Annotated in this window: 12 protein-coding genes and 1 tRNA gene; 6 read left to right on the top strand and 7 right to left on the bottom strand. The window is 70.0% G+C overall.

The window, feature by feature from the left end; translation table 11 throughout:
* Positions 1-44: 44 nt before the first annotated feature.
* Positions 45-728 (bottom strand): nicotinamide riboside transporter PnuC, encoded by a 684-nt coding sequence (gene pnuC / locus AX769_RS01290; RefSeq protein ID WP_066275060.1) that lies wholly within the window; start codon positions 726-728, stop codon positions 45-47.
* Between the two features lie 352 nt (positions 729-1,080).
* Here pnuC and AX769_RS01285 point away from each other — a divergent pair, with 352 nt between their 5' ends.
* Entirely contained in the window at positions 1,081-2,358 is a 1,278-nt protein-coding gene (locus AX769_RS01285; RefSeq protein ID WP_066275057.1) for an LCP family protein, read from the top strand.
* Positions 2,359-2,833: 475 nt separating this feature from the next.
* Positions 2,834-2,923: transfer RNA gene (locus tag AX769_RS01280), tRNA-Ser, on the top strand.
* 104 nt (positions 2,924-3,027) lie between these two features.
* On the opposite strand, the gene AX769_RS01275 is transcribed toward AX769_RS01280, so the two are convergent.
* The 3 genes from AX769_RS01275 to AX769_RS01265 are packed head-to-tail and all read right to left on the bottom strand — an operon-like array spanning position 3,028 to position 4,615.
* On the bottom strand, positions 3,028-3,708 hold the full coding sequence (locus AX769_RS01275; protein ID WP_066275054.1) for an alpha/beta hydrolase: 681 nt from the start codon (positions 3,706-3,708) through the stop codon (positions 3,028-3,030).
* Positions 3,654-3,977, bottom strand: coding sequence for an alpha/beta fold hydrolase (locus AX769_RS01270; protein ID WP_066275051.1), 324 nt, complete (start codon positions 3,975-3,977; stop codon positions 3,654-3,656). Before AX769_RS01270 ends, AX769_RS01275 begins: the two co-directional genes overlap by 55 nt.
* Positions 3,968-4,615 (bottom strand): alpha/beta fold hydrolase, encoded by a 648-nt coding sequence (locus AX769_RS01265; protein ID WP_066275049.1) that lies wholly within the window; start codon positions 4,613-4,615, stop codon positions 3,968-3,970. The genes AX769_RS01270 and AX769_RS01265 overlap by 10 nt, the downstream gene beginning before the upstream one ends.
* Positions 4,616-4,849: 234 nt before the next feature.
* On the opposite strand from AX769_RS01265, the gene AX769_RS23565 reads away from it, so the two are divergent.
* Both AX769_RS23565 and AX769_RS01255 read left to right on the top strand, forming a co-directional pair.
* The gene (locus AX769_RS23565; protein ID WP_066275047.1) at positions 4,850-5,230 is read left to right on the top strand and encodes a PLD nuclease N-terminal domain-containing protein; all 381 of its coding nucleotides are present in this window, start codon (positions 4,850-4,852) and stop codon (positions 5,228-5,230) included.
* Between the two features lie 225 nt (positions 5,231-5,455).
* The gene (locus AX769_RS01255) at positions 5,456-6,589 is read left to right on the top strand and encodes a cation:proton antiporter (protein ID WP_066275044.1); all 1,134 of its coding nucleotides are present in this window, start codon (positions 5,456-5,458) and stop codon (positions 6,587-6,589) included.
* Here AX769_RS01255 and lgt read toward each other — a convergent pair.
* Both lgt and AX769_RS01245 read right to left on the bottom strand, forming a co-directional pair.
* Entirely contained in the window at positions 6,578-7,522 is a 945-nt protein-coding gene (gene lgt, locus AX769_RS01250) for a prolipoprotein diacylglyceryl transferase (protein ID WP_082763404.1), read from the bottom strand. The two genes, AX769_RS01255 and lgt, sit on opposite strands and share 12 nt — an antisense overlap.
* Positions 7,523-7,543: 21 nt before the next feature.
* Positions 7,544-8,095 (bottom strand): HdeD family acid-resistance protein, encoded by a 552-nt coding sequence (locus AX769_RS01245; protein WP_066275038.1) that lies wholly within the window; start codon positions 8,093-8,095, stop codon positions 7,544-7,546.
* A 161-nt stretch (positions 8,096-8,256) separates the two neighbouring features.
* On the opposite strand from AX769_RS01245, the gene AX769_RS01240 reads away from it, so the two are divergent.
* Both AX769_RS01240 and AX769_RS01235 read left to right on the top strand, forming a co-directional pair.
* On the top strand, positions 8,257-11,736 hold the full coding sequence (locus AX769_RS01240; RefSeq protein WP_082763403.1) for an esterase-like activity of phytase family protein: 3,480 nt from the start codon (positions 8,257-8,259) through the stop codon (positions 11,734-11,736).
* Positions 11,737-11,779: 43 nt separating this feature from the next.
* Positions 11,780-12,673, top strand: a complete 894-nt coding sequence (locus AX769_RS01235; protein ID WP_066275035.1) for an NmrA family NAD(P)-binding protein — start codon at positions 11,780-11,782, stop codon at positions 12,671-12,673.
* Positions 12,674-12,770: 97 nt separating this feature from the next.
* On the opposite strand, the gene AX769_RS01230 is transcribed toward AX769_RS01235, so the two are convergent.
* Positions 12,771-13,655: an alpha/beta hydrolase-fold protein gene (locus tag AX769_RS01230; RefSeq protein ID WP_082763402.1), complete on the bottom strand. Its 885-nt coding sequence runs from the start codon at positions 13,653-13,655 to the stop codon at positions 12,771-12,773.
* Between the last annotated feature and the right edge of the window lie 41 nt (positions 13,656-13,696).

Genomic DNA, 13,696 nt, shown 5'->3' with positions numbered 1-13,696 from the left:
CGTCCGTCTCTCGTCGGCGGGTCGCGACCATTATGGCGGAGCGGCTAGGGGACGGAGACGGGCGCAGGATCCGGGATCACCGGCAGCGCCTGCATCCTGCGGGTCCGCGCCCAGACGAAGAATCCGGTGAGCGTGAACACGCCGTAGAAGACGTACATGATCGCGGAGGCCCAGTAGCCCGCGCTCAGAAGCAGCGGCACGCCCACGATGTCGACCGCGACCCAGATGAGCCAGAACTCGACCCAGCCCTTCGCCATGCCGTAGGTCGCGAGCAGCGAGCCCATGAAGATCCACGCATCGCTCCACACCGGGGCGTACGAGCCGAGCGCCGTGAAGAGGGGAGTCAGGATCGCCGTGCCGCCCACCAGGGCGACCGCCAGCAGGATGCGGGTGCGGGCGCCGGCCCACTTCGGCTCGACGGCGCCGAGGCCCGCGCTCGAGCGGTGCTTCCAGGCCCACCAGCCGTAGACCGACACGATGATGAACATGATCTGCCGCCCGGCCTGGCCCAGCAGGTTGACCGGGTTCGGGGTGTCGAACACGGCGCCGAGGAAGACGGTGAAGAGCAGCGCGTTGCCGACGATGCCGATCGGCCAGGCCCAGACCTTGCGGCGCATGCCGCCGAGGGCCGAGACGAGGCCGAAGAGGTTGCCGATCACTTCGCGCCAGAGCACCGTCTGGTCGCCGATCTGAAAAGTGGAGTCGAAAAGCCATCGGATGGCGTCCATCGGGGTCCTTTGAAGGAGGCTTCTTCCATCCAGACTGTCGCGCACGTTGTCGTGGCGCCGCGTGATGCGGACTGTCGGCACCGGAATCGAACGACCCGAAGATCGTGCTGGCCGGTTCGGCCCCGTGATGGCACGGGGTTCGCGGGCTGTCACCGCCGGTACGGAATCTCACCGTCCCTGAAGCACTTGCTGCAACCACTGTGCCAGCCGGGCCATTCCCGCGTCCAGGGGTGCGCGTCCGGGGCGCGCGTCCAGGGGTGCGCGTCAGGGGCGCGCATCCAGGCCCGTGCGTCCAGCGCGTTCGGAAGTGCCTCCCGTAGTGTCGATGGCCTTGCCCGACGAAAGGACGCCCGTGAACGACGCCCCCGAGCCGACTCGACGCTCTCTCCGCAGCCGCACCACAGGCGTGGCCCGCCACGGCCGACTGCCGAGGCAGCACCCGTGCGGAGCCCTCGCGAGGGGGGTCGCCCTCGTCGCGGCGGTCGGCGTCGTCAGCACTGTCTCAGTCGGCGCCATCGCCCTGCACCGGGTGCAGAGCGACCTCGGCCCCGGCGTCGCGCTCCAGGGCGAGAAGACCGAACCGGTCGCGAAGGGCCAGGGCATCAGCGCCTACAAGGGCGGCTTCAACATCCTGATCGTCGGCACCGACAACGACCCGAAGCAGGGCAACACCTACGGGGTGCGGGATGCGACGCTCAACGACGTCAACATCCTGCTGCACGTCTCCGCCGACCACACCAACGCGACCGCCGTCAGCATCCCCCGCGACCTGGTGGTTCCGATCCCGTCGTGCCCGACGGCCGACGGCAGCGGCTCGACCTCCGCGAGGAGTGCGCAGCCGATCAACTCGGCCTCCGGCGACGGTGGCCTCAACTGCGTCGTGCAGACCGTCAAGCAGCTCACCGGCGTCGACGTCCCCTTCGCCGGCCAGATCTCGTTCAACGGAGTCATCGAGATGTCGAACGCCATCGGCGGGGTGCCGGTGTGCGTCGACAAGCCGGTCCACGACCGTTACACCGGGCTCGACCTTCCCGCCGGCACCACGACGCTGTCAGGATCCGACGCCCTCGCGTTCCTCCGCTCGCGGCACGGCGTGGGGGATGGCAGCGACCTCGGCCGAATCTCGAGCCAACAGGTCTACCTCTCGTCGATGCTCCGCACCATCAAGAGCGGCGGCACCCTCGGCAGCCCGACGAAGCTCTACGGGCTCGCCCACGCGGCCGCGAGCAACATGACTTTGTCGAACAGCCTGAACAACACCGGCACCCTCATCCAGATGGGTTCGGCACTCAAGAGCCTGAACCTCCAGAACGTGAATTTCGTGCAGTACCCCGGCACGACCGGGGGCACGGGCGTCTACAGCGAGAAGGTGCAGCCCGACCTGGTGACCGCGTCGAAGCTCTTCGGCGCGATCAAGGCCGACCAGCCGTTCACCGTGCCGGCCGGCAGCACCGGCGTCGGGTCGGAGTCGGGTGCGGCGGCCGGGGCCAGCGGCAGCAGCTCGGGCGGGGCCGCGACCGGCGGGGCGTCGCATCCTGCAGCCTCGTCGTCGGCGCCGGCCACCGAGATCTCCGGCCTCACCGGCCAGAGCGCCGCCGAGCAGACCTGCTCGGTCGCCTACAAGTTCTAGGCCGTCGAGACCCCCGATTTCGGCCGACCTCCCCGCGCCGCGGCGCTGGGCCCTCGGCCGAAACGCGAGGTGTCGCCCGACGAAAATGAAGCCGCCCCGCAAGTAACCAACTGGCGGGGCGGCCCAATCACTCAACCGGCCGGGGGAAGCCGGGAGTGGAAACCCTGCGAGGCCGGGATCAGGGGTGTTCGGCCTCGCAGGGCGCTGCGTGCCTGGCATCAATGCCAGGGGAGGACCGCCGCCCCAGCGCGACCGGCAGATTCGGGCTGCCGACCGTCGGGATCGCTGGGGGGAGCGGGCCGATGAGATGACTCTACGGGTCCCCATAAAGGAGGACAAGGGGACATCTGCACCCAGATCGGGGGGCAAAGATGTGGGCCTTAATGCGGACACCGACCGCAGGAGGCCACGCGGCTGGGTTGCACATCCACCACCCGCTATAGTGGAGGCCGTGTGCTCGCCTCGGCGGGCCCCAGGAGCTGTCGCATAGTTCGGCCTAGTGCACCACCCTGCTAAGGTGGAGTGCCCTTTTTGGGCACCGTGGGTTCAAATCCCACCGGCTCCGCTCTCGGATGGTCGGCGGCTTCGCCGCCTCCCGAACATGAGCCTCAGTGCTTGTCTGGCCCGCTGCCGCGGGCGTCGCGCCTTCGGCGCTGCGGAGGGCGACTTCTAGTGGCAGCGCTGGCCGGCGGCGGGGACGGTGCCGTGCTGGAGGTAGGCGTCGACGGCGGCGTCGATGCAGGTGTTGCCCTTGTCGTAGATGGTGTGGCCCTCGCCGACGTAAGTGAGCAGGTGGCCGGAGTCGAGCTGCTTCGCGAGCGACTTCGCGCCCGAGTACGGCGTCGCCGGGTCGCCCGTGTTGCCGATCACGACGATGGGCGCCGCGCCTGGCGCCGTCACCGGCTTCGGGAAGGCGATCGGCTGCACCGGCCATTCGTCGCAGACGAGGTCGCTGTACGCCTGGTAGACGCCGAGCACCGGCGCCTTCTTCTTCAGCTCGATCGCCTGCTTGCGCAGGTCGCCCATGTCGGGGTCGCCGCCGTCTTCGAGGCACGTGATCGCGTTGAAGGCCTCCGCCGTGTTGTCGTAGTACTTGCCCTTCGGCGACCGGTCGTTGTACTCGTCGGCGAGAGCGAACGCCGCTTTGGGGTCACCGGCCTGCACGCCGCGGAAGGCCGAGGCGAGATCGGGCCACTCGGAGGTGTCGTAGAGGGCCGAGCTGATCGCCGTCGCCAACGTGGCGGAGCCGAGCATCCTGCCGTCGCTGTTCTTTTCGGGGGTGGACTGCACGCGGTTCAGCAGGGCGGTGACCTCGGCCATGCCCTGGTCGGCGCTGCCGGTGAGGGGCACGGCGCCGAGCCGGTCGCCTTGGTCGCCCCGGCCACGCACGCGGTCACGAACGCCTTGAGGTCGCCCTCGAAGCCGACCGCCTGGTCGACGAGGCCGTCGCCCGAGCCTCCGGGTGCCGCTGCCGCCCACGGGTCGTCGGCGCCGTCGAAGACGAAGTGGCCGACGCGCTTCGGGAACAGCCCGGCATACGTCGTGCCGAGGTACGAGCCGTACGAGTACCCGATGTAGTTCAGCGTCGTCTCGTGGAGGTCGGCTCGGATCAGATCCATGTCGCGGCCGCGCTGGTCGTGTCGACGTTGGCGAGCAGCGCGCCGGTCTTCGCCTGGCAGGCGTCGCCGAACTGGGTCTGCAGCTTCTCGTCGGCGGCGATCCACTCCTTCGTGCCGATCGCGCCGGGCAGGATGCCATAGAGATAGTCGTCTTGCCGGCTCGCGTCGTAGCACTTCACCGCGCTCGAATACCCGACGCCGGGTGGGTCGAACCCGATGACGTCGTACTTCGACGCGATGGTCCCGTCGACGGCGTTCTCGACACCGCTCGAGACGAAGTCGACGCCCGAGCCGCCCGGCCCGCCGGGGTTCACCAGGATCGTGCCGGCCGGACTGCCCTTCGGGCGGTGCTCCATCAGGGCGAGGTGCGCCGTGCCGGAGCCGGTGTCGTGCCAGTCGACGGGCACGTCGATCTGGCCGCAGTAGTAGCTGTGGCCGCAGTCGTTCCACTGGATGCTCTGCGTGAAGCGCGCCTCGAGGGCGTTCGCCGGGTCGGCGGTGAGGGTGCGGACGACGAAGACGGCGACGACGACGGCGATGGCCGCGACGATCGCGAGGCCGACGATCAGCCAGCGCCTGCGGTGCGGGTGATGCTGCCACGACGGAGTGCCGTAGTCGAACGGATGGGGCTGCGTCACTGGTCTCCTCGGGTCGCGCTCGACCACCGTACCCGCTCGCCGACGCCTGTCGCAGACCCCGTCCGGGTGCCGCGGCGGCCGGGCTGCCGAACCTCAGGACTGCACGTCGATCCTCGCCTCGGCGAGGTGCCGACCGCCGACGAGAGCTGCGGGCAGCGCGCGGCGAAAGCCAGGGGCGCTTGTGCTCCCAGACGGGGGATGGCGCGCTCTCAGGCGATCAATAGAATTTCGCTCATGTATCTGCTGCTCGAGGCCATCCCGGTCATCCTGATCATCGTGGCGCTGGTCGATCTGATTCCGCGCCAGGATCACGAGATCCAGCACATGCCGAAGGTCGTCTGGGCGCTGCTCATCATCTTCATCCCCGTGGTGGGATGCGTGCTCTGGTTCGTGATCGGGCGGGAGTACCGGGCGCCGAGGCAGGTGCGCAGCACTCGCGACCCGGTGGGCTACGGCGCCGGCGGCGGGGCGGACACGCTGGTTCACCCGGCGTCGAACCGCGTGAAGACCACCGAGGAGGAGCTGGCCGACCTCGATCGCGAGATCGAGTTCTACGAGAAGCAGGCCAAGCTCAAGCGGCTGCAGGCCGAGGTCGACGGCGTCGAGGCCGAGTAGCCGCCTGAGCAAGCCCGAGGGGATGCAGCGTGGTGGGAGAGTAACCCGAATACGCCCCACCACGCCGCCGGTCGGTCGCACGGACCCGACATCCGTGCCCGACACCACGAATCTAGCTCGTTCGCGCGCGCGCGTCTGTCCGCTGAAGCGCGGACTTCTGCGTGCAAACCGTCGGGGTCGGGCTTAGCCTGAACGCACTCCCGGCGTCTCGAAGGGTGGTACCGCGTGACGTTCGCCGCCCTCGGGCTCATCGTGCTGGTCGGCCTCTTCGGCCCGCTGCTGGCGGCTCGCGGGGCGTGGCGCATCCCCGTCGTCGTCGGTGAGCTGTTCGGCGGCATGCTGATCGGGCGCACCGGGTTCGGGCTCGTCGACAGCGGTGACGCCACGTTCGCGCTGCTCGCCGGCATCGGCTTCGGCCTGACCATGTTCGTCGCGGGGTCTCACGTGCCGCTGCGGGACGGCCTCCGCGGTGTGCTCCTCCGCGGCATCGCCGGCGCGGCTCTCGTCGGGGCGGCGGCCACCGTGCTCGCCGTGCTGGTGGCCGCTGTCTTCGGCACGGGCCATGCGGCGCTCTACGTCGTGCTGGCGGCGTCGTCGTCGGCCGCCCTGATCCTGCCGATCGCAGCGTCATGGCCGGCGGGCTCGGTGCCGAAGCTCGCACAGCTCACGGTGCAGGTCGCGATCGCCGACACGGTGTCGATCGTGGCCCTCCCGCTCGTGATCGATCCCGCCCGCGCGGCCGTCGCGGCGCTCGGCGCGCTCATCATCGCGGCGCTCAGCGTGCTCCTCTACTTCGTGCTGCGTCGGGCGGATCGCTCCGGCCTGCGGCACCGGCTGCACCGGTTCTCAGAGAAGCGGCAGTTCGCGCTCGAGCTGCGCATCAACATCCTCCTGCTGCTCGCGCTCGCGGCGCTCGCCGAGTTCACCCACGTGTCGATCATGCTGGCGGGGTTCGCGCTCGGTCTGGTGGTCGGGGCCATCGGCGAACCGCGTCGGCTCGCGCGGCAGCTGTTCGGAATCACCGAGGGGTTCTTCGGCCCCCTCTTCTTCGTCTGGCTCGGGGCGTCGCTCGACGTGCGGGGTCTGGGGCAGCACCCCGCGATGATCCTGCTCGGCGTGGCTCTCGCGGCCAGCGCGCTCATCGCGCACCTGGTGTCGCGGCTCGCGGGCCTGCCGTGGGCACTCGGCGCCGTGGCTGCGGGTCAGCTCGGGGTGCCGGTCGCAGCCGTCACCCTCGGGCTGCAGCAGCACGTGCTGCAGCCGGGAGAGGATGCGGCGATCGTGCTGGGCGCGCTTCTCACCATCGCCGTCGTCGCGATTGCGTCCGGCGTGGTGCAACGCGGCGCGTCACGGAGTTGAGGGTGGGGTCTCTTTCTCGACGGCGCCGCCGCGGGTGAGCGTCTCGTTGCCGACCGACACGACCTCGCCGCCCTCTTCGACCTTCACGCCGTCGAGCCCGGGCAGCTCGCTGAGGGGTGGCAGATTCGGGTGGCCGAGGCGGCCGGAGACGATGATCAGGATCAGCCCGAAGATCGCGGCGGCGATGGCGACGTCCTCGTTGATCTTGAGCCCGAAGAGATAGAATTCGGTCGGATCGAGCCGCAGGTATTCGAGGAAGGCGCGCATGGCGCCGTACCAGAGGAAGTAGAAGCCCGCTGTCTGGCCGCGCTTGAGGTTCAGCCGGCGGCCGACGGTGAGGATCAGGATCGCGCCGAGCGTGTTCCACAGCAGCTCGTAGAGGAACAGCGGCTGGAAGAGGGTGCCCGCCGGGACACCGACCGGGTAGGCGGCGTTGTCGGGCGCGATCTGGAGGCCCCACGGCAGTTTGGTCGGGCCGCCGTAGAGCTCCTGGTTGAAGTAGTTGCCGAGGCGGCCGAACGCCTGCGCGAGCAGGAGGCCGGGGATCACGGCGTCGGCGAACGCCCCGAAGCTGATCTTCGCCCGCCGGCAGCCGATGTAGGCGCCGAGGGTGCCGAACAGGATGGAGCCGAAGATCGCCAGGCCGCCCTCCCAGATCGCGAAGACGTTCCAGAGGTTCGCGCCCGCGTAGAAGTAGTCGTGCGGGTGCGTGAACACGTGATAGAAACGCCCGCCGACGATGCCGATCGGCACGGCGAAGATCGCCACGTCGATGATCCCGCCGGATTCGAAACCGCGGCGCACGAGGCGGCCGTTGGTCACCCAGCAGGCGATGCCGATGCCGACGACGATGCACAGCGCATAGAAGTGGATGCGCAGGGGGCCGACGTCGAAATAGCTGACCGGTGGGCTGGGGATGCCGCCATGGAACATGAGGCGAAGCCTAGGCCCTCGCTACATGGCCGCCCTGCGAGGCAGCAGGAGAAGCATCGTGACCCCGATGACGATCAGGATGATCGAGCCGACCGTGAGGAAGGCCGACAGCGCGACCAGGGGCAGCAGGATCATGATGATCCCGGCGATCAGGGCGACCACCCCCGCGACGATGGTCAGCGACCGCGGGCCGCCGACGTAGCCGATGGCCCCGCCGATCACGCTGCTCGCCCCCTCGAAAACCCAGGCGATGCCGATCAGAAGGCCCAGGATCGACAGCGATCGGAACGGGTCGACGAGGCAGAGGATTCCGGCGATCAGAACGAGCGCCCCCAGGATCCCGGCGAACCACCGCATGCCCCGCGTCAGGTCGCTCGCCGTGTACGAGTGCACGATGCGCCGGATGCCGACGGCCACGAGCGCGATGCCGAAGACGATCGCGACCAGCACGAGCGTCGCGCCGGGGAAGATCAGCCCGATCAGCCCGAGCACGATGGCGATGACGGCGACGCCGATCACCCAGCCCCGGTGGAAGAGCAGGGTCGCCCGGCTGAGCGGGGTGGGAACGGACATGGGGCCTCCGGTGATCGTGGGGCTGTGCTGGCAGCGCCCTGGTACGAGATTAGGGCTCCGCGCTCGTCCACGTCGCGTCGCCCACGATTCACACGCTCTTCACGTCGATGTCGTCGGGTGGGGGTTTGATGGCACTGTTCCGATCTCAGGGGAGAAATCGAATGCGTCGATCACACGCAGCACGTCTGTCCATCGCGTCCGCCGTCGGCCTCGCCGCGCTCGCCGGGGGGCTTCTCGTGCCGGCAATGGCGACCGCGGCTCCCTCGGCCGATCTCGTCGTGAACGAGGTCTACGGCGGCGGCGGCAACAGCGGCAGCACCTACACGAACGACTTCGTCGAGATCGCCAACCGCGGCACGGCCGCCGTCGATCTCGCCGGCTACTCGGTGCAGTACCACTCGAAGTCGGCCACCGGCACCTGGCAGGCCACGCCGCTCACGGGCTCGATCGCCCCGGGCGGCTTCTACCTCGTCGCCGAGGCCAAGGGCGCCAGCGGCACGACTCCGCTGCCGACACCTGATGCGACCGGCACGATCGCGATGAGCGCCACCGACGGCACGGTCGCCCTCGTCGACGGCACGACGGCCCTGACCTGCGCGACCAGCGCCGACTGCGAGACCGCCAGCGTCGACCTGGTCGGCTTCGGCGCCGCGGCCCTCGCCGAGACCGGCCCCGCGACCGGCGCCAGCAACACGAACTCGGTGCAGCGTGTCACCACCGCCGACACCGACGACAACGCCACCGACTTCTCGAGCGGCACGCCGACGCCGGCTGCGGCCAACACCGGCACCGTCACCACGCCGCCGACGGGCCCGGCACCGACACCCGGCACCGTGCGCATCCACGACATCCAGGGCACCACCTGGGTGTCGCCGCTGAACGGCCAGAAGGTCGAGAACGTGCCCGGCATCGTCACGGGCCTCCGCACCGCGGGCGCGAGCAAGGGCTACTGGATCCAGGACCCCGACGCCGACCAGAACCCCGCCACCAGCGAGGCCGTCTTCGTCTACAGCTCGACGACGCCGACGGTGAAGGTCGGCGACTCGGTGCTGGTCACCGCCACGGTCAAGGACTACTACGCGCTCGCGTCGGGCGACACCACCGCCACCACGTCGAACCTCTCGGTGACCGAGCTCGAGGATGCGACGGCGTTCGTCGTCTCCTCCGGCAACACGCTGCCCGCCCCGATCGTGCTCGGCCCGACCACCGTCCCCGCCACCTATGCGCCCGACCTCTCGGGCGGCAACATCGAATCGACGCCCATCACGCCGACCCGCTCGGCTCTCGACTACTACGAGTCGATCGAGGGCATGCGCGTCGAGGTCGACAACGCCCGCGTCGTCGGGCCGAGCGACGCCTACGGCGAGCAGTACGTCACCACCAAGCCCGACCAGCTCGCCGACTACCGCGGTGGCACCCTGCTGACCGCCGAGAACGCGACGCCGTCCGGCCGCCTTGAGGTCGTGCCCACTGACGGCACCGACCCCGACGTCAGCGTCGGCGACGTCTTCGCCGGTGCCACCGTCGGCCCCGTCGACTACTCGCAGTACGGCGGCTACACGCTCGCCGCGACGGCGCTCGGGGCCGTGAAGAGCGGGGGTCTGCAGCCGAGCGTGGCCACGAAGGGCACAGGCGATCAGCTGTCGGTCGCGACCTACAACGTCGAAAACCTGGCCCCGTCTGATCCTGCGTCGAAATTCGCGGCGCTCGGCAAGGGCGTCGTCACGAACCTCGCCTCGCCCGACATCATCGCGGTCGAAGAGGTGCAGGACGACGACGGTGCCACCGACGACGGCACGGTCACGGCCGGCCAGACCATCTCGAAGCTCGAAGCCGCCATCACGGCAGCCGGGGGCCCGACCTACTCGTCGCGCGAGATCGACCCGGTGAACGACCAGGACGGCGGCCAGCCCGGCGGCAACATCCGAGTGGTCTTCCTCTTCAACGCGAAGCGCGTCACGTTCGACGACCGCGGCTCGGCGGGGGTCGACCGGTCGACCACGGCCACCGCGGTGACGAAGTCGCACGGCTCGCCCGACCTCACGCTCTCGCCCGGTCGCATCGACCCGACGAACACGGCGTGGGCGTCGAGCCGCAAGCCTCTGGTAGGGGAGTTCACGTTTCGTGGCAAGAAGGTCTTCGTGATCGGCAACCACTTCGACGCGAAGCTCGGCGACCAGAGCCAGGACGGCCGGTTCCAATACCCGGCGCAGTCGTCGGCCGCTCAGCGCCAGGCGCAGGCGACGCTCGTGCACGACTTCACCGCGCAGATCCTGAAGGCCGACAAGAACGCCGCCGTGGTCGTCGCCGGCGACCTGAACGACTACCAGTTCAGCCCGGCCCTGGCCACCCTCACGGGCAAGCCTCTTCATGGTGAGGCGACCACCCCGCCGATCCTGACCGACCTGATCACCACGCTGCCCGCCGACCAGCAGTACACCTACGACTACGACGGCGTCAGCGAGGTGCTCGACCACATCCTCGTGACGAAGGGCGTCGGCACCCCCGTCTACCAGGTGCTGCACATCAACTCGGAGTTCGCGAACCAGACGAGCGACCACGACCCCCAGGAGGTGCAGATCTTCGGGCACACCAAGCCCGCTTCGACGGCCGTGCCGCCGTCGGCGACGGCGCTCGGCTACAGCGACGCGCTCGACAAGCTGGTCTACAAGGGCACCCAGGTCGGTGGCCTCTCGTCGCTCGCCTACGACAAGCGAGCAGGCTCGTGGGTCTCGGCCGTCGACAACCACGCCGACGACCCCTCGCGTATCTGGTTCATCGGGCGCAACGTCGCATCACCGTCGGTGAGCCGCCAGCCGCTCGTGCTGAAGAACCAGCACGGCGTGCCGTACACCGGTCTCACCGCTGACAACGAAGGCCTCGCCGTGCTGCCCGACGGCGACTACTTGGTGAGCAGCGAGACCGAGCCGTCGATCCGCGTGTTCGGCCGTGACGGCGTCGAGAAGGCGCAGCTGGCCGTTCCCGGTCGCTTCGCGGTCACCGGCACCGAACTGTCGGGCGCTGGGCTCTCGGGCCCGGCGGAGCCGGGTGAGGCGACCTCGAACGCGACGCTCGAGGGGCTGTCGATCTCGCCTTCGGGGCGCACGATCGTCGCGGCGATGGAGGGGGCGCTCTCGGGCGACGTCTCGGCCTCCGGTGAGGCGACGAGCCACCGCCTCCTCGTCTACACCGAGGGGCGTTCCGGATCGTGGACGCTCGCCAAGCAGGTCGGCTACCGCACCGACCCCGGGCAGCGCATCCCCGAGGTCGCACTGGTCTCCGACGACCGGCTGATCGTCGAAGAGGCCTCCTATGCCGCCGACTCGGGCAACGCCGTCGACCTGTATACGGTCAGCGGGCTGTCGCGGGCCGCGAACGTCGCGTCGATCGCGAATCTGTCGACCGCGCCCGCCTCGTCGATCCTCTCGAAGACGCTCGTGGCAGACCTGGCCGCCGGGCCGACCCTCGGCGCGACGGCGCTCGAGTCGCAGACGAACCCGCTGCTCGACAACTACGAGGGCATGGCGATCACCGGGGCCGGGCCGCACGGCACCGTCGGCGTGAGCCTGATCTCCGACGACAACTTCGGTGCCCTGCAGCGCACACGCGTGCTGAATCTGGCAGTGAAGCTGCCGCGGTAGCCGCCCGGCCAAGGGTCCAGGCGGCTCGGGTAGCGTCCTGAGCATGACTCAGACCGTTCTACTCGCCGGCGCGACCGGCAATCTCGGCTCGCGCATCGCGACGCTCCTCTCTCGCGACGAGGATGTCGCGCTCCGCCTGCTCGTGCGACCCAGCGTCTTCACCGACCAGACGAAGACCGAGCAACTCGGTGGGCTCACCGACGGCGGTGCCGCTATCGCGGAAGCGAGCCTGCAGGATCCTGAGGCCCTGGCTGCGGCCACCGCCGGCGTCGACGTCGTGATCTCGTGCCTCCAGGGCGGTCGCGACGTCATCGTCGACGGCCAGGTCGCCCTCGCGCAGGCCGCAGAGGCCGCAGGAGTGCGACGCTTCATCCCCTCCGACTTCGCGCTCGATCTCTGGCACGCCCCGGAGGCCGCCCCGATGTTCGCCCTGCGGCGCGAGGCCGACACCGCGATCGAGGCGCTCGACCTCGAGGTGCTGCACGTGCTGAACGGCGCGTTCATGGACATGATGATCGACCCGAACACCGCGGGCGTCGTCGATCTCGGCCACGGCACCGGCAGCTACTACGGCTCGGGCGACGACGAGTTCGACGTGACGCTCGTCGACGACGTCGCGCGGTTCACGGCGGCGCTCGCCGTGGATCTCGACGCACGGCCGGGGGTGCACGCCATCTCGGGGTCGCGCACCTCGTTCGGCGCGATCATCGCCGAGGTTGAGGAGATCACCGGGCGCACGCTCGAGCGCCTCCACCGCGGCGACGCGGCCGACCTGCGTGCGGCCATCACGGCCGCGGCGAGCCCGTGGGCCGTGATGGGCCAGTGGTACAACCTGTCGATGATCGAGACGCCGCCGTTCGAGACGGTCGAGAACGACCGCTACGCCGCCGCCCAGCCGACATCGCTCGCCGACTACCTGCGCTCCGCCCTCGCCTGACCCGACCTCGACCCGACCCCGACCCCGCCCTTACCTTTTCGGCGTGATCTGACCCCCGGGGCGGTGAGGTCCTGCCGAAAAGGTAAGTGCCGACGGGCTAGAGGTGCGCCGCGAGGAAGGCGAGCTGCGCCGGGGCCATCCGCCGCCAGTAGGCCGAGTCGTGGGCGCCCGGCTCGAAGCCGCCGGCCGGCCGCGCGGTGAAGCCGGCGACGTAGTCGCGGTCGTTCGGGAAGAACCCGTCGCCGGTGCCGCAGTCGACCCGCACCGCGATGCCGTCGAGGAGGTGCTGCCGCCCGTAGAGCGTGTGCGTGGCGAAGTCGGCGGGGCTGTCGAATGCTGACGCGGTGGCCCGGTCGGCGGTGTGCCAGATGGCAACGCTCTCGGAGGCGACCGCCGCGACGCGACCAGCCCCCATCTGCCCGGCTAGCAGCAGCGCGCCGTAGGCCCCCATCGACCAGCCGTGCAGCCCGATCCGCCGGGTGTCGAGCCCCTTCGAGGCGAGCAGCGGCACGAACTCGTCCGTCACCATCGCCCCGGCGTCCTCACCGCTCGTCCGGCGATGCCAGTAGGTGTTGCCGCCGTCGATGGAGGCGATGGCGAACGGCGCCGCGCCGCTCCTCACTGCCGCCGCCAAAAAGCGGTCGAGCCGGAAGCGCGAGTCGAACGCCGACGCGTGCGACCCTCCGAAGCCGTGCAGCGTGACCACGACCGGCAGCCGGTCGCCGACGGTGTGCCCCGGCGGGTACGCGATCGACCAGCCCACCGTCTTCTCGAGGCGCTTCTGCGACACGAAGGTGCCGCTCACGAGAGGGCCGGTCGCGGTGTGCGGCACGACGCCCGCGGCGCCGTCCAGCCCGAGCCTGCGGTAGAGGGTCGAGCGGCCGGGCAGGGCGCCCTCGTCGACGGCGAAGCCGGTGGCGCCGATCAGGGCGACGGCCCCACCGCCGAAGAGGAGGGTGCGCCGGGTGAGACGGGAGGTCATGTGGTGACGGTACCGATCAGGATCCTGCCGCCGCGTCGTCC

This window comes from Frondihabitans sp. PAMC 28766, assembly GCF_001577365.1.
Taxonomy (GTDB): Bacteria; Actinomycetota; Actinomycetes; order Actinomycetales; family Microbacteriaceae; genus Frondihabitans.
This window is presented reverse-complemented; position numbering and strand designations above follow the sequence as displayed.